General features: G+C 40.9%; 13 protein-coding genes. 4 read left to right on the top strand and 9 right to left on the bottom strand.

Annotated features, from left to right (window positions below; all coding sequences use genetic code 11):
* Positions 1 to 108: 108 nt before the first annotated feature.
* Together BV60_RS0106510 and BV60_RS0106505 are read left to right on the top strand one after the other, a co-directional pair.
* On the top strand, positions 109 to 3,861 hold the full coding sequence (locus BV60_RS0106510; protein WP_051656555.1) for a chemotaxis protein CheB: 3,753 nt from the start codon (positions 109 to 111) through the stop codon (positions 3,859 to 3,861).
* Between the two features lie 57 nt (positions 3,862 to 3,918).
* On the top strand, positions 3,919 to 4,266 hold the full coding sequence (locus tag BV60_RS0106505) for an Hpt domain-containing protein (RefSeq protein WP_029320358.1): 348 nt from the start codon (positions 3,919 to 3,921) through the stop codon (positions 4,264 to 4,266).
* 138 nt (positions 4,267 to 4,404) lie between these two features.
* On the opposite strand, the gene BV60_RS0106500 is transcribed toward BV60_RS0106505, so the two are convergent.
* From BV60_RS0106500 to BV60_RS0106475, 6 genes are all read right to left on the bottom strand, one after another.
* A complete protein-coding gene (locus BV60_RS0106500; RefSeq protein ID WP_029320356.1) occupies positions 4,405 to 5,196 on the bottom strand; it encodes an ABC transporter ATP-binding protein in 792 nt (263 codons plus the stop codon).
* A 30-nt stretch (positions 5,197 to 5,226) separates the two neighbouring features.
* Positions 5,227 to 6,108 carry an ABC transporter permease gene (locus BV60_RS0106495; protein WP_029320355.1) on the bottom strand — a complete coding sequence of 294 codons (882 nt, stop codon included), beginning with the start codon at positions 6,106 to 6,108 and terminating at the stop codon, positions 5,227 to 5,229.
* A gap of 110 nt (positions 6,109 to 6,218) precedes the next feature.
* On the bottom strand, positions 6,219 to 7,382 hold the full coding sequence (locus BV60_RS0106490; protein WP_035777116.1) for an ABC transporter substrate-binding protein: 1,164 nt from the start codon (positions 7,380 to 7,382) through the stop codon (positions 6,219 to 6,221).
* Between the two features lie 124 nt (positions 7,383 to 7,506).
* Positions 7,507 to 8,475: a flavodoxin family protein gene (locus tag BV60_RS0106485; protein ID WP_029320353.1), complete on the bottom strand. Its 969-nt coding sequence runs from the start codon at positions 8,473 to 8,475 to the stop codon at positions 7,507 to 7,509.
* A gap of 90 nt (positions 8,476 to 8,565) precedes the next feature.
* The gene (locus BV60_RS0106480) at positions 8,566 to 8,958 is read right to left on the bottom strand and encodes a C-glycoside deglycosidase beta subunit domain-containing protein (RefSeq protein WP_029320352.1); all 393 of its coding nucleotides are present in this window, start codon (positions 8,956 to 8,958) and stop codon (positions 8,566 to 8,568) included.
* Positions 8,959 to 8,992: 34 nt separating this feature from the next.
* Positions 8,993 to 10,000, bottom strand: a complete 1,008-nt coding sequence (locus tag BV60_RS0106475) for a sugar phosphate isomerase/epimerase family protein (protein ID WP_029320351.1) — start codon at positions 9,998 to 10,000, stop codon at positions 8,993 to 8,995.
* A gap of 297 nt (positions 10,001 to 10,297) precedes the next feature.
* Here BV60_RS0106475 and BV60_RS0106470 point away from each other — a divergent pair, with 297 nt between their 5' ends.
* A complete protein-coding gene (locus tag BV60_RS0106470) occupies positions 10,298 to 11,065 on the top strand; it encodes a histidine phosphatase family protein (RefSeq protein WP_029320350.1) in 768 nt (255 codons plus the stop codon).
* Between the two features lie 218 nt (positions 11,066 to 11,283).
* Positions 11,284 to 11,673: a hypothetical protein gene (locus BV60_RS0106465; protein WP_029320349.1), complete on the top strand. Its 390-nt coding sequence runs from the start codon at positions 11,284 to 11,286 to the stop codon at positions 11,671 to 11,673.
* 130 nt (positions 11,674 to 11,803) lie between these two features.
* Here BV60_RS0106465 and BV60_RS0106460 read toward each other — a convergent pair whose 3' ends face one another.
* From BV60_RS0106460 to BV60_RS23470, 3 genes are all read right to left on the bottom strand, one after another.
* On the bottom strand, positions 11,804 to 12,559 hold the full coding sequence (locus BV60_RS0106460) for a hypothetical protein (protein WP_029320348.1): 756 nt from the start codon (positions 12,557 to 12,559) through the stop codon (positions 11,804 to 11,806).
* Between the two features lie 183 nt (positions 12,560 to 12,742).
* Entirely contained in the window at positions 12,743 to 14,899 is a 2,157-nt protein-coding gene (locus tag BV60_RS0106455; RefSeq protein WP_029320347.1) for an ATP-dependent helicase, read from the bottom strand.
* Positions 14,900 to 15,065: 166 nt separating this feature from the next.
* Positions 15,066 to 17,264 carry a CotH kinase family protein gene (locus tag BV60_RS23470; protein ID WP_029320346.1) on the bottom strand — a complete coding sequence of 733 codons (2,199 nt, stop codon included), beginning with the start codon at positions 17,262 to 17,264 and terminating at the stop codon, positions 15,066 to 15,068.
* Between the last annotated feature and the right edge of the window lie 26 nt (positions 17,265 to 17,290).

Raw genomic sequence — 17,290 nt, 5'->3', positions numbered from 1 at the left:
TGAGATAATAATAGCATATCGTATATATTATTACCATTAAATATAAATTAAATAATTTGACATCTTTCTGAGATGCCAAACACAAATACAATTAAAGAGGAAATGTTTATGTACAATCATCAGGACATGTCAGTAAGCATACAACCACAATGTGTCGTAGGTATAGGAGCATCAGCAGGAGGCCTTGAAGCACTTCAGCAATTCCTGACTTTTCTTCCGTCAAATACGGGAATGGCCTTTGTTATAATTCAACATCTAGCCCCCAATCATAAGAGTATGCTTGTGGATATCCTCGGCAAATATAACACCATGCCTATAACCGAAATCGAGGATGGCATGCCTATCGAGAGAAATCACATCTATATGATTCCTCCAAAATATAATATTGAAATTCAGAACAACGAACTTAAACTCAAGGAACAAAACTCTCAGGAAATAAATCATCCTATCGATATTTTCTTCCGTTCTCTTGCCTATGCTTATGAAAACCGAGCGGTTGCCGTTATTCTTTCAGGAACAGGTTCAGATGGCACAAATGGTATCAGAGCCATAAAAGAGAACAATGGTATGATAATTGTCCAGTCTCCGGAGTCTGCTAAATTTGACGGTATGCCAAGAAATGCCATCACAACCGGCTTTGTTGACCTTATGCTCAAGCCCGATTCAATAGCCAGGGAGCTTTCTCATATTTCAAAGTCAATGATCGATGCAGAAGCTCAGATTGGTACAACTGATGATGACCTGCTTGCAAAAATATTTTCAATTCTTAAGAATGTCACCAATATTAACTATTCCTATTACAAGCAGACTACAATCTTAAGAAGAATTGAGCGAAGACTTGTTGTAACGCATAATAGAAATCTTCGTGAATATGTAAATTACATGTCCAATAATCCGGAAGAAGCAAAACTCCTCGCCAAAGAAGTGCTTATCGGTGTGACTTCATTTTTCAGGGATCCAGATTATTTTGATGTATTAAAGGAAACAGTTGTAAAAAAGCTGGTTACCGAGTCGCACCCTGATGATGAACTTCGTGTATGGGTTGCAGGCTGCTCAACGGGTGAAGAAGCCTATTCCATAGCAATTTTATTTGCAGAGGCCATGGAGGAGCTGTCAGTTCACCGCGGTATAAAGATATTCGCCACAGACCTTGACCCTGACTCCATCGGAACAGCAGTCAGAGGTGTTTACGGCAACAATATTATTGAAGATGTCTCCGTTGCCAGACTTTCCAAGTATTTTACGAGAAAAGGCAACAAATATGTCATTCATCATGACATAAGAAAAATGATAATCTTTGCTCAGCACAATGTATTCCAGGATCCCCCTTTCGGAAAACTGGATTTAATATGCTGCAGAAATGTCCTTATTTACTTCCAGACAGTTCTTCAGCGCAACCTTTTCGCCATTTTCCACATGGCACTTTCAGACAGAGGCTATCTTTTCCTTGGTCGTTCCGAATCTGTTATAGACTATTCAGACGTATTCAGGGTTGTATGTGCCGATGAAAAAATTTTCATACACTATGCGGAAGGTAATGCTCCTTCCCATGAACAGCTCGCTTATTCTATGAACAACATAGAAACACCTATTGATCCCATCAGTGTTTCCGGATACTTTGATGACGAGGAAACTACGCACTATAAGCCTCATGAGCTCGATACATCCGTTCTTGAATCCCTTATGCCGGCTACCGTGCTGATAAATGAAAAAAATGAACTTGTACGAAGCTACGGTGACTGTTCAAAGATCATCTCTCTTCCTACAGGACAGGTTACACTGGATATCTTCCAGCTTATACGAAACGATCTTAAGATAGCTCTATCTACAGCACTTAAGGAAGCCAGGCTGGAAAAATGCCGTAAAGCCTACACAGATATTCCGGTTGAAGTAAACGGTAAAGGTGAATTCGTTTCCATCGTTGCCCAGCCTATAAATGACAGCCATGGCCTGGACACTGACTTTACTGCCATCTCATTTATCAGAGGCAGACAGGATTTCAATATCGACATGGAAGAGTATCAGGTTGATATTGCCGCTACACATCGTATCTCAGATCTGGAACACGAGCTCAAGATGACCAAGAATTCGCTTCGTCAGACTGTTACTGAGCTTGAATCTACGAATGCGGAGCTCCAGGCTGCCAATGAGGAGCTTCTTACGGCAAATGAGGAATTACAGTCAAGTAACGAAGAGCTGCAGTCAGTAAACGAAGAGCTTTATACGGTCAACTCAGAATATCAGTCAAAGGTTACAGAGCTGGCAGTTGCCAACAACGATATGGCAAACTTCCTGTCTTCTACGCTTGTTGGTATCCTGATGGTAGATAAGGATCTTAATATCAGAAAATATACCGAATATATTTCTTCGGAGTTTAGTATTGCCGATCAGGATGTGGGAAGGTCTCTGCGCTATATCAGCTTTAATTTTGCAACAATAGACCTGATCGCACTTTGCAAAAATGTACTGGACACCATGACTCCTGTTGAAAAAAGATGCGCATCCGTTGCAGGAAAAACCTATCTTATCAGAATCGCACCTTATCATGAAATCGGTGTCACGGATGACTTAGAGGATGGCAGCCGCACCAGAAAGCGTGAATTGAAGGGACTGGTTCTTACCTTTGTAGATACCACAAAGCAGGTTGACGATCAGGAGCAGATAGATGAAATGGCAAAAGCTCTTCGTTCTGCAGTTCAATCCAGTCGCGAAAAGGAATCCTTCTTATCTCAGATGTCCCACGATATGAGAACACCTTTGACAGCTATTTTCGGACTGACACAGCTTTCACTTCAGGAAGAAAACGTATCGGATACCATAAAGGATAACCTTGCTAAAATCCTTACCTCAAGCAAATATCTTCTTGCTCTTATAGAAGAAATACTTGAAACAAGCCGCATAAATGCAGGTAAGATTGTTTCGGTCAGCTCTGCAGTGAAAGAGGAATCAATACTGGAATCCGTTTCCACAATAGCTGCCGAACAGGCAAGAGGTGCAGGTCTCCACTTTAACTCCACCATTAAAGGTTCAAAAGATAAGTATGTCCTTATGGACACAAAGCATGTGGAAAGATCATTGTTAAATATCCTTTCCAACAGTATAAAATTCACGCCAAACGGTGGTGATATATTTTTTACGGCAAATATCACCTACACGGATACTGATGCTATTCACACCTACATAATAAGAGATACCGGAATCGGCATCAGCGAAGCTTTCCAGAAAAAAATGTTCCTTCCTTTCGAGCAATACAGGGAATCTGATGATATCTACAGAGAAGGCTCCGGGCTCGGTCTTTTCATTTGCAAGAGCCTGATTGAGCTTATGGGAGGAACCATTACCTGTACGAGTGAACCCGGTAAAGGTACGGAATTTGTTGTAATACTTTCCTATCCTATCGCAACTGATGAACAGATTGCTCTTCATACACAGCGCTCCGAAAAATATGAGGATCATATTTTATACGGAAAGAATGTGCTGCTCGCGGAGGATAATACAATAAATGCTGAAGTTATCATAAAGCTCCTTAAGAGAAAGGGCATCCATGCTGAAGTAGCAAGAGATGGTCAGGAAGCAGTTGACATGTTTAAGAATCGCGGACCTTACCATTACCAGGCCATACTTATGGATCTTATGATGCCTGTAAAGAGCGGCCTTGATGCAAGTAAGGATATTCGCTCAATTAATACTCCGGATGCTGTTACAATACCGATCATTGCCCTTACTGCCGACATTGCCAATGATGTCACCCATAGATGCGAACTAGCAGGTATGGATAAGGTCCTTGAAAAGCCCATCGATCAGGACAAACTGTTTTCATATCTTGCTTCGGTAATACAAAAGCAACTTGATGAAGCATAAAGTATCCTATACTTTACAAAAAACCGGCACATTAAATACATTACGGAGGAAACACACATGAATGATAACAAAATAGAAGCTCTGAATAATTGGGGCGCAGATGCATCCTCCGCCGTTAAAAGGATGCTTGGTGATACGGATTTTTACCTGAATCTGATAGACATGTTTCTGACAAATAATGACTGGGAAGAACTTTCTCGTCTTATCTCAGAAAAGAAATATAAGGAAGCCTTTGTGGTATCTCACAGAATGAAGGGATCATGTGCTGACTTATCTCTGACTCCTCTATACAATGCTTTATGTGAAGTAACTGATGATCTGAGAAATGACGTACGTCCGTCTTTATCCTACAATTATGAACGGGCTGAAAAACTTCATTCTTCCTTGAAAGAAGCAATTAAATAAGTTTATCGTCAGGACTGACAAAAGGTTTTTTCTTATAGTCATTACTGAAGATCAAATAAGCCCCACATATTCCTAAAATCATGTGCAAGCACATAAATTTCCGGAATATGTGGGGCTTATATTTATATTTTATAATTTTTATGATAATACCATTGAGTCATTTACCTCATCGTTGCCGGCTTCCTCAAATTTCTGGAGGAGGTCCGATACCTTGAGGTTTTTCTTTTCCTCGCCGGATACATCATATATGATTTTTCCTTCACTCATCATGATAAGTCTGTTGCCGTGAGCAATAGCATCCTTCATGTTATGAGTAACCATAAGAGCCGTAAGGTTGTGCTCCTTGATGATGTTTTCGGAAATCTCAAGCACCTTCTTGGCTGTCTTGGGATCAAGAGCAGCTGTATGCTCGTCCAGAAGGAGCAGATCGGGTTTTTTCAGTGATGCCATAAGAAGTGTTACTGCCTGTCTCTGTCCACCGGAGAGAAGTCCTACCTTACTGGTAAGGCGATCCTCAAGTCCAAGATCAAGAGACTTAAGAAGTTCTTTATACTGAGCTCTCTCGCCGGCGTTAATCCCGCTCTTTAACCCTCTGCTTTGTCCTCTTCTTGCGGCAAGCGCAAGGTTTTCTTCTATCTGCATGGTAGCTGCTGTTCCCATCATGGGATCCTGGAAAACTCTACCGATATATTTTGCTCTCTTATATTCCGGAAGCTTTGTTATATCATGTCCGTTAAGAACAATGCTTCCCGCATCCACAGGCCATACACCTGCAACTGCATTAAGAATTGTTGATTTTCCGGCTCCGTTACCACCTATAACCGTAACGAAGTCTCCGTCATTCAGTGTGAGATTAACACCATTAAGGGCTGTTCTCTCGTTGATTGTACCTTTATTGAATATTTTTACCAGGTTCTTTATCTCTAACATATCATTTACCTCATTATGCTCAAAGTTTATTTATCTCTGCTTTACTTTTATTCCGAGATATCCCTGAATAGCCGGGATTCCAAGGAATACCGCAACGAGTACCGCACTTAAGAGTTTGAGGTATGTTGAAGGAAGTCCGAGCTGAAGAACTACTGCTATAACGATGTAATAAATGATTGCTCCTACAACCGATACTCCCATTCTTACTGCAAAATTAAGTCTTGAACCGAATATTACCTCACCGATTATTACGGCGGCGAGTCCGATTACGATTGCGCCACGTCCGGCATTTACATCAGCATTTCCCTGATACTGTGCGTAAAGTCCGCCTGCGAAAGCTGTAAGACCATTGCTGACAATAAGACCTATTCTTATGCATCTTCCGGTGTTAATGCCCTGTGCTCTGGCCATGTTCTGATTACAACCCGTAGCACGAATTGCAGATCCGATCTCGCTTCCGAAAAACATGTACAGAAGGAAGATTATTATAGCCACAATGATCACACTCATAAGTATTGAGTAATTAATAAAACGAAGGCTGACAATCAAAGCATACTGGTCAACGCTTATAGCCTGGTTGGATTTTCCCATAATAGCAAGGTTAACCGAATACAAACCAAGCTGAGTAAGTATACCTGACAAAATCGGCGGTATCTTAAGCATTGTATGCAGAAGGCCTGTGATATAGCCGGCACACATTCCTGCAATAAATGAACAGATAAGAGCCACATATACATTATGACCTGCAAGCATCATCATTACACAGGTTGCTCCACCTGTACAAAACGATCCGTCAACTGTCATGTCCGCATAATCAAGCACCTTAAATGTTAAAAATACACTGATTGCCAAAATTCCCCAAATAAGTCCCTGGGCAACAGACCCGGGCAGTGCATGTAATAATGAAACCATAAAAACTCCTTCTCAAAGATAAGAAGGTGCTCAATGTTACGTAAGCACCTTCGCCTCTTTTAAATTCTTTATTATTGTGAAGCTTTGTTAATGAATCCGGATTCGATTCATTATTCACCCATCTCGATAGCTACAAGACCATCAAGAAGGCTCTCATCAAACTCAATAGCCGCTGCTGTCTCAGGGTTATACTCATTTGTAATACCTTCTGAAACGAACTCGATAGGCATCTCTGCAGGGTTCTTGCCGTTAACAAGTATTTCGTATGCCTGCTTACCTGCTGTTACACCAAGATCGTAGTAGCTGATTGAAAGTGTAGCAAGACCACCGTTTTTGCACATGTTCTCTTCACCGCAGATTACGGGAAGCTTTTCAGGCCATGCAGCATTCTTAACGATAGACATGTTATCTGCGATAGTGTTGTCTGTAGGAATATACAGGCAATCACAATTGGAAATAGCATTTGTTACAACTGACTGGATTTCGTTTGAATCAGCAACTGTGTATTCCTTATATGCGATGCCTGCTGCATCAAGTGCTGCCTCAGCAAGATCTACCTGGAACTTGGAGTTTGCTTCTGATGAGCAGTAAAGAATACCAACCTGCTTAGCATCGGGAACAAGCTTCTGAAGAAGAGCGATCTGCTCATCAACGGGAGCAAGGTCTGAAGCACCTGTTACATTAGTGCCCGGTGCATTGTTGTCTTTAATAACGCCTGCTGACTTGTAGTCTGTGATTGATGTTCCGATTACCGGGATATCTCCTGTAGCTGCTGCAACTGCCTGAAGTGCGGGTGTTGCATTAGCCATGATAAGATCGTCCTTGTCATTAACAAATTTTGTTGCGATTGTTGCGCAGTTAGCCTGCTCACCCTGAGCGTTCTGATAATCGAACTCTACTGAATAACCGTCAGCTGACAGTGCTTCCTCAAGTCCTTCCTCAAAGCCCTTTGTTGCAGCGTCAAGTGCAGGATGCTCAACAAGCTGAATAACACCAACGTGGAAAGTCTTACCTTCTTCAGGCTTCTCTGTTTGGTCGTCGGAAGCTTCTGCTGCCTCTGTTGTTTCTTCAGCATTCTCCTCTGTGGCCTCTTCTGCTTTTTCCTCTGTGCTTTCAGCTTCTGTAGCTTCACCAGCTTCTTCAGTCTGAGCTTCCTCAGCCTTCTCCTCTGCAGGAGCCTCTGCTGTCTGGTTTCCGCCTGCTGTACGGGCACAACCTGTCATGCTGAAAATCATAGCGCCGCTGAGAATTGCGACAAGAATCTTCTTTTTCATACTTTTCCTCCTCTTAATAGAAATAGTCGAAAACAATTTGACACTTTAAATTGTCAAAGTGTTCTTTTATTATAATAGCGCAATCATTAAATTTGGTCAATAATTTAATGACTGCGCTATTTTTTTATTCAGCGTATCCGATATAGGGTTGTTTAAGTTCCTTAAGATTAGGGATCTGACCGGGTGCTACAGCACGGGTTTTAATCTCTGTAGAGTGCTCAAGTTTTCCTGCCCAGCGAAGTCTTGATCTGTTCTGTTCTTCCTCAGAGAAATTAACATCAAGTTCTCCGTCAGGTCCGATCTTAAATGTTCCTGCAATTCCGCATACAGGACATTCAATGGATTTTCTGTCAGGTGAAACCGTAAGCATGTTCATATGGCATACAGGGCAGATTCCCTGCTCATCTCCGCGCCACTTCATGCGTTTAACTTCATCACCTTCATCCTGTGCCTTGAGAGCCTCAACAATGTTTCTACCCATCTGTCTTGATCTCTCCATCTCAGGCTCATTACCAAGAACATGTTCGCATGCCATTGCACCGAAATATTCGTGAGCATCGATTACATCAATACCGCCTGACATAGTCATCTGATACATTGTGGGAAGAGTGAATGCAAGCCAGTTCTTTGTCATTGCACCGCCTACAGATATAAAAGCACCGACTCTCTTTTTAAAGCTTCTTACATCCGGAAGCTCGTCATCACTCTTACCTGCTGCCTTTCCTTCATCGTATGTAGCCTTACGGAAGGTTATATCATGTGAAGGACCGAGTCTGTCACATACCGTCTTAAATCTTCCGGTAGGTGAACACTCATAAGTAGGTGTTCCTATAATAACCGCATCGCTTTCCATAAGTGCTTCATCAAGAATATGGAAATCATCCTTAAGAGGGCATCCACCCTTTCCTCTGCCTGTTGTCATTCCTACAACACATGAAATGCATCCTGTGCAGGGTTTGATATCCATTTCATCAACTCTGAAAAACTTTACTTCCAGACCTTCTTTTTCACACTCCATGAGTGCTGTCTTTACCATAATATCTGTATTGCTAAGCTTTCTTCCAAATGAAAGCCCTAAAACTTTTTTTGCCATTTCTTCACCTTTAATTCTATTTATTTTGCGCCATCCCTTATAGCAATCATATACTTTTGTAGAAGGGAATAACTACTTGTTTCTTTTTTATTAATCTATAACCACTTCGCGTTCCTTTATTCCTTCGAGCGGAACCGGAATGTATGCCGTACGTGTTGCAACCGTAAGAGCTACCTTGTGCTGGCCCTTTGAGAGACCGCCGTCCTTAAGGACTCTGATATAAAGCGGATCTCCGTATTCCCACTTGTAGGTGGTAACAGTCTCTGCCTCCTTCATGGAAAACCAGTCATTTTGATCCACACTGATTCTGATATCCTCGTCAGAAGCTCTTTCTCCGTCAACATCCACATGAATATATTCTACCATGCTAAGAGGAATTCCTCTGTAGTATGTTATATTTGTTGTCATCTCATAACCGCTTACCTTTCCGTCTTCTGAAAAGTTTTTGCAGCTTCCTTCTATAAATACATTATTATCAAACATCGCTCTTCATCTCCTCATCTATATATATGCCCTATTATCCCTGAATCTCTTTAAGACATCCGCCGATATAATTCAGGAACATCTTAACCTGCTGTTTTTCCTGCATAGGCTGTCCTGCCAGTGTGAAGCGGTTTCCCTCATATTCACAGGCAACATATCCGTCGTAATCCTTTTCATGAAGATACTGAAGAAGTCCCTTGAAATCGATAGAAAACTCAGGTCCTTCCTGTGTCATCTCCCACATCTTGAAATGGAAGTGCTTGATGTAAGGAAGATATTCATCAAGAACCGAATAATCATAGTTTTCATATCCATCAAGAAGAGGTGCTGACATCTTGTCATGTTCACTCTTCATTGCTGCCTTAAAGCCTTCTGAGAATCCGTTGTTCTTTATAAGATCCTGATGAAGGTCTGTTCCGTTTTTGAAAAGCTCATCTATGTAATCGAATACGCTCTCGCTTGTTCCGATTGAACCTTCATAAGCTCTTACGACTCTTGGAAGTCTTCTGCAGAAAATACCTGTGTCAATTACAAGGCCAACATAGGGTGAATTTACCTTTTTCATTTCTTCGATAAATTCTCTTGTCTGAGGAATATCAAAAGCCATTCCTGCATGAACCTCAAGAGCAATTGTCACATCATACTGTTCGCAGTATGGAATAAGCGGTCTTATTACCCAGTAGGGAACCATTGATACAAGTCGTATAAGATGAATTCCAAGGCTGTTTGCCTGCTTAATTTCCTCTATAAGAAGATCAATACTTTCCTTTCTGGTAAGACTTCTGTTTTTATAAAGATTTGTATTAAGGAAAACATCCGCACAAACCGGTTTAAGATCATTTTTTGTAAGAAGACTCTTAAACTCAGATACTGTCTCATCAGATACGTGCGGCGCACCCTTAAGCATCTGATCAGGAAGTATCTCTATACCCTCTGCTCCGTTTTCTTTAACATAGGACATTATCTCTGAAAGATTCATCCTGTGGTTTAAGTATTCATCCTGTAAGCTGTAAAGGCTCACAGCCATTTTTATCTTAGACATTTTCAGCATCCTCCCATCCATCTGTAAACGCAAATTTCATCTTCGTATATTTCTCTAGTCGAAACAGCTGTATAACTTATGGTAATAATCTACTATTTTCAGCCGTGTGTTCACTTTTCCTATTTTCCTCATTTCTTGTCTTTTATTGCATATGGAATTTCTATCCGTTCACATGTGCAACCATGTGGCGGTCTTTGTTGCATGCATAGGAAATACAAAAACAGCTCTAAACGATTGCCAATGTGTTATAGTAGGCATAGCATTTTTTATCACCAAACAATGAAAAGGAAAACAGACATGAAATTATATATTCTCAGACACGGAACAACCAACTGGAATAATAAGCACCTTATACAGGGACAGACTGATATTCCCCTTGATGAATTTGGAAAGCTTATGGCTGCAGAAACAGGAAAAGGTTTAAAGGACAAGGGGATTACCTTTGACCTTGTATATTCGAGCCCGCTCATAAGGTCATATGAAACAGCACAGATAATCCTTTCGGAGCTTTGCTCAAAAACCAGCAGTACTGACATAATAAAGGATGACCGTCTGAAGGAATTACATTTTGGTTTCATGGATGGTGGTAAGGTTGAAGACATGCAGGCGGATGCTAATTCCCCTTTCAGATACTTTAAGTCGGCCCCTGATAAGTATGAAGAAGAAGTAAAGCTGTGGAGAAGCCAAAACCTCCTGGATAATGATCAGGCTTCCCGAGAGTCAGTTTCAACTGCCCTCAAAAACCCTGAACTTCTTAGTGAGCTATATAGCAGAGCGAAGGAATTTCTTGTTCAGGTTATTGAACCCTTTGCTGCAGGTTCAGGAGAAGCTTCCGGCAAAAGCATACTGATCAGTGTTCACGGGGCTCTCAGCAAGGCACTTCTTATGCATATTGCAGGCGAATCCGATCTTGCAAAATTCTGGGGAGAGGGACTTCTTCCCAATTGCGGAATTTCAGTTGTATCGCTAAAAATAGAAAACGGAAAAAGGGTTTATCACATAGATGATCCTGCTGCCATTTTTTATGACCAAAGCCTTCTGAACAAGGCTCCAAAGCTTCTTTGACGTTCCAACAAGCTAAGGCCCTGTAGTTTTTTAGCCTGCCTGATTATATAAAAAAAGAAGAAAGATTATAAACTAATCTGTCTCTTCCGATTGTAAAAAAACACTAATCATAACATATTATTATTATGCTATTGCACAATAGAAATATGACCTTTTGGGTAGTAAGATTTACTCAGAATAATAACTTTTTTATTTTTCAAGAAAAGGAAGAAAGTATTATGAAGAAGAAAATCATCTCACTCTCATTAGCAATAGCAGCAACATTAGTTATGACTGCATCATTTACCGCATTTGCTTCTGAAGATACAACAAAGGAAAAACAGAGCACAGAAACAGCAATAGCAAATGATGAACAGGTTTCAGAAAAAGAACAGGCAGAAATAGATCTGATTCTGAATGACGAAACAAAAACTCCCGAGGATAAAGCTCTTGAGCTCGCGCTAAGGCACGCTGAATACTCAAAAGAAGAAGCTGAGGAAGTCGTCATCGAAAAAGATGAAAAAGAAGAACAAATCATAAGCGTCTCGTTCTACGTAGGTGTAAGCAAATTCGATTATAAAATTGATATTACTACCGGCAAGATCATCGAGTATACAGTAGACGATTGATTCGCTGAAAATTTGATGTTTTTCTAAAAAAACAAGATAGAAATTACTAAGTTACAGCAAAATAATAAAAGCGGTCCTTTTCATAAAGTGTGATGATTGCACGCTTTATGTTACAGGATCGCTTTTTATATTATTTATATCCCATTCTGTTAAGAGCATATTCAGCCTGTTCATCCGTAAACCTGAGGACTTTGTTTACAAGCTGAGTCTTAAGTTCCTCTCTCGTATATCCATCATATATATCAAGATATAGCTGAGCTGCTTCCGCACATTCATGATTCCAGTCAACAAGATCATGAGCTTCAAGATACTCAATAGCAACCTGAGCTTCATCCTGATTGTATAACGGATCATAGGTTGCTGCCAGCTGACACATCAGCTGATACTTTGAATAAAAAGTAGTTCCAAGGAAAAACTGCGCATCCTCTATAGCCTGCTTCTCATTCTCGGTCAAAAGATCATCCGATACATAATGTGCTTCAGAGTCAAATTCAGGACCGATGTGTTCCACTTCTTCTCTTCCGTTATCTGCCTTTTTATCTTCTGTTGAAGATATGTCCTCTCTTTTATCATCAGGGCGCTCGTATGTTACGGCAATATCATTCGCATTCCGGACTTTTATGTTATGAATAAGTCTCATGGTGATAAATGCACCGGTTCCGATTATAAATGCTAACGCCACAAGAATAAACGTAAGCGCGCCTGAAGCAATATTCTTTGTTTCATTAGCTATATTCTTAGTTTCATTATTAGCATTGTTACTTCCCATTGCCGAAGCTTTTGTGATTACGTTACCGCAATATTCACATTTTACAGCCTGCTGATTTTCTTCTGCGTAGACATCTGCATTACATTTCGGACATTTCCCCAAATATACTTTTCCCATACATGACCCTCCATTTTCCGCCTGGCTAAGCCAATGGCTTTTTCCTTTATCCGGAACTCATTATAACATCAAAGCCTGAAAATGATATATCTAAATTATTAAGAGATAAAAGCCTGTATTATCGCAGATTTGGCAAAAATCATTCTCCTATAGTCTGATAAGTGCAGCTCTTATTTAGTACTATTATAGTTTTTCCAATTTTATCTTAAAGGCTATCTGCCTAGGAGTCTCCATATTATCAAACTGCACAAGATAACAGTTGTCCACGGCATCAACTTCAAGAATCGTACCTTCTCCCAGTATCGCATGCCTTACTTTTGTTCCGGGCTCAAGGAGATTTAATTTCTCTGCGCCTTTTAAGTGCCTCGAATCATTTTCTATATATTTTCTTACAGCACTCAGCATGGAATCATCCGGTTTCTCTGTAAACTCAAGTAGATCAGGGGCAATATCCAGAATAAATCTTGAGGGATATCTGGGAATGCCTTCAAAATTCATGCCACCGGCTTCTGTTATAAACAGCCTCTTTCTTGCTCTCGTCATGGCAACAAAGGCAAGTCTCCTCTCTTCCTCCATGCCTTCAAGAGTGTGTATCTTACGTGAAGGAAAAATACCCTCGTTCATTCCGCACAAAAATACGTATGGAAACTCCAGTCCTTTAGCTGCATGAACAGTCATAAGTCTTACCTTATCTTCGTTACCCGCATCTGAATCAGCATTTGTAAAAAGCGCAATATGCTTAAGATAATCCTCAAGTCCTACCTCTTCGCCGCAGGTAGTTTCATATTCGAAAACAGACTGCTTAAGCTCTGCAAGATTGTCCAGTCTCTCCTGGGCTCCTTCGGTCCTTAGCATCTCTTCGTATCCGCTCTCATTTAGTATTTTGGAAAGCACTTCCGAAACAGGAAGTCCCTCATAGTTATCGGAAAATCTGTCTATCAGATCTATGAATTTTCCTGCCTTTGTTCCTCTCATGATCTCATGGTCCAAATTCATTCGTAAAGCCTCATACAGGCTGCAATCATTTTCGACAGCATACTGTTCAAGAAAGCTCATACGTCTTTTTCCGAGATTTCTCTTTGGGACATTCGCTATCCTTCTAAAAGAAATATCATCACGATAGACAATCATTCGAAGATAGCACAGAGCATCCTTGATTTCCATCCTGCCAAAAAACTGCACTCCGGAATAAATAGTGTAGGGGATTTTCTCTTTTAAAAGTCCTTCTTCGATGGTGCGGGTCACATAATGAGCCCTGTAAAGAACAGTCATATCCCTATAGGGGATTCCGTTTCCTTTCATCGCAAGTATTTCACCTGTTATCCAGTCTGCTTCATCCGAAGTATTCGGCGCAAGGTGACATAATACACTTTCCCCGTCAGGCAGTGTAGGCGTCAGTTCCTTTTTGATTCTCTGCTTATTGGTATCAATAAGTGAATTTACGGCTTTTAGAATCTGAGGTGTCGAACGATAGTTGTCGTTCATCATTATGGTTTTCACACCAGGAAAATTCTTATCAAAGTCCAGGAGATACTTAACGTTTGCACCTCTCCAGGTATAGATGGTCTGGTCGGGATCTCCTACTATGAAGAGATTTTTATGAAAACCCGCAAGCACCTCCATGAGTTCGTACTGGAGACTGTCTATGTCCTGAAACTCATCGATCATTATGTATTCGAGGCGTTTTTGCCACTTTAGTCTGATATCCTCGTTCTGACTGAAAATATAAAGGGAAAATTTTATGAGGTCGTTGTAATCAAGTCCAAAGCACTTTTTTTCCTGATACAGATAACCATAAAAAAGAATATCCTGAACATCTGTCGCATTATCGTATTTTTTCTTCAGTGTCTCAAGCGACATCGTTATCATATCAAGGTAATATTCAGGTTCGGAAAAAATCTTCCTGACCTCGAACATATCTCTCGCCTTGCCAAAGGTCATATCCCGAAGTGAGAGTCCCCGCTCCTCGTATATGATTTTCAGCATGTCATCTATATCAGAATTATCAAGTACCAGAAAGCTCTTGGGGTAAGAAACCGCATGAGAATCCTCCTGCAGAACAGATACACAAAATCCGTGAAAGGTATTGATATATCCGGTATCATTGTCACCTGTAAGCCTGTGTATCCGCTGTCTCATCTCATTTGCGGATTTATTTGTAAACGTGACACATAGAATATGTCCGGGCATGATGCCAAGACCGTTTACAAGATAAGCGAAGCGGTGCGACAATGCTCTTGTCTTACCGCTTCCTGCTCCAGCTATAACACGCACGTATCCTTCGGTTGTTGTAACCGCTTCATTCTGTGCTTCATTTAATCCTTCAAGTATTTCCTGCATAAAACCTCATCCGACAGCTCTGCTGCCATAAGTTGCTGACATAATTTCTGTAAAACAATATTTGATGGGTTTTATTCTAGCAAACAAATGTTCAGCATGCAATAATATAGGATACCGAATTTCATCTGAAATACGATATCCTATAACTTTCTGTAATACTGTTTCTTCAGTTTTTGCTTTTACGAGGTAATTTTCTTCTCTTAAAACATACAGCAAACAAAATAGCAAGCAGCATGGCAGCTGCACTTATACCGGCATAAACATAATCCGTCGTGTTCACTGACGAATCATTCCCCGGTAAACCACCATCCCCGAAAGGATTATTATCCGGCGGTCCGCCTGCTCCGCCAAAGGGATTATCTCCTCCTTGAAAGTTCCCATTTCCTTCAAATGGGTTATCTCCTCCGGGAAAAGAATTGTCGCCTGCAGCTTTATCTGTAGCAGAATCATCTGCAGATGTACTAACTACAGAATCATTTTCTGTAGGAACATCACCTGAGGTTTCTCCATCTGAAAGTCCGGTGTCTGAGGTACCGCTGCCTGAAGATTCGTCATTTGATGGAACTGACGGTCCGCCGCCTGATGGACCACCGCCTGACGGTCCGCCACCTCCTCCCATGGAGCCCATATCGGTAAGTGTTAATGAGGAGGCATCTATGAGATTTGAAGAATCCTCTTTCTGCCCTGAATCCGTTGAGGGAATTGTTCCGTCAAGCTGTCCCTGTATGCTCTCACATCTAAGATTTACAAACTCGCTTATTGTCTGAACAGCTTTTTCAAATTCTTCTATTGTGCAGAACTTTGTCGGATCTTTATCCACGTAGTCATAGAGCATCTCATAGGTGTTATTTATAAGCTCTGAAAGATATCCGCTTGTATAGAACTTATCAATAAATTCCTTGAAATATTCATGATATTCCTCAGTATATTCTTCTGTTGATATGATCCAGTCAAACATTGGTCTGTCTGTATCATTCTCTGTGATTGACTGAGGTGTATCAATGGGATCGTTTATAATGCCTGTCGCATCCTGACCCTGGAAGGTTCCGAATGCAAGATTATAATCCCAGGGAATCATGGACATAAGTCCGTCTTCCTCATAAAGATAAAAGTTGTGGATCATGCTTCCTGTGTAGCTGTCTCCGTTTACCACAAAATTATGAACTACCATATAGCGCATGAGTTTTTCCACATCGACAGCGCTTTCTATTAGTTCCGAATCAGAATTTTCAATGCCCTCATTAAGTGCCTTTATTGAACTTATGAGACGCTTTTTATCTGATTTCTTGATCTTGGTTTTTGCACTGTCAAAAATTGCCGAGTAACTGTCTATATCATCATCAGTATATTTTAATTTTGCATCGTCACTTCCCATTCCAAATGGTGCCCCACCGGCGAATCCACCAGGCCCACCACTGGGAAATTCATTATTTCCATCAGAATTTCCACCGGGGAATGTACCCTGGAAATCCGGAGCTTCTCCTGAGAAACCCGGCATTTCCCCTGACGACTTCTCGTCTTCATTTTCCGCAGATTCTGATTTCGTCTGAGGAGTATTTGTTTCGGAATCAGTATCGTCTTTATTATTTATGGTATTATCATCTCCCCCTGTATCACCATCTTTTACACTGTCATCCGAATCATTTTTATCACTCTTTTTCTCAAAGGGATTGTCCATTCCCATTTTTTCAAAATCAACATTCTTCATGTCAAAATCGCCGCCGTTTCCTCGTCCGCCGCCCATTGACATTGTATCGGGTTTATACAGTTCTCCGTAGTTTGATCCGTAATTTCTTTCAAGGAATGAATCCTCTACTGCTTCTACCGCCAGGTATAATCCCCAGTCCTCGCCGTTTACCGTGATAAAGCAATAGCTTACGAGCGGTGAATCAACTCCGAATTCGTTCATAAGCTTGTAGGTAATATAATCCTTCATCATGGTGTAATCCTGGATGAGGTTGTTCAGGCAAAGCTTATCAAGCCCGTAATAGTTTCCCGATGACTCAAAGCAGTCAAACTCAATCTTAAAGCTGTAGCGGTCACTGTCCAGCTGTGAAACTGTGGTAAGTGAAGTATTTCCTTTACATCTGATCCCGACATTTTTAATCGTCTCACCATCTATAGTCACATTTGAAACGCTGTATTCCTCAGAGGTTGCAGTTTCTATAAAGCTGTCGAAATCATCTATTTCAATATCTATAGTATGAACATAACTGTCATCAAAGATCTTGTCCTCGTACCCCAGGGAAACCGAATCATCGGCAGCAATTCCAAGGGCTTTTCCGTTCATAAAAAGCGCAGTAACAAGAACGGCAATCACAGTTATGATAACGCATATTTTATTTATGTTTTTGTTACCAGACATTTATGCTCCTTTTCCTATAATAATCT

It is taken from the genome of Butyrivibrio sp. AE3004 (assembly GCF_000703165.1).
In the GTDB taxonomy this organism is placed as follows: Bacteria; Bacillota; Clostridia; order Lachnospirales; family Lachnospiraceae; genus Butyrivibrio.
Note: the sequence above shows the minus strand (reverse complement) of the source record. Positions and strands in the feature narration are given on the sequence as shown.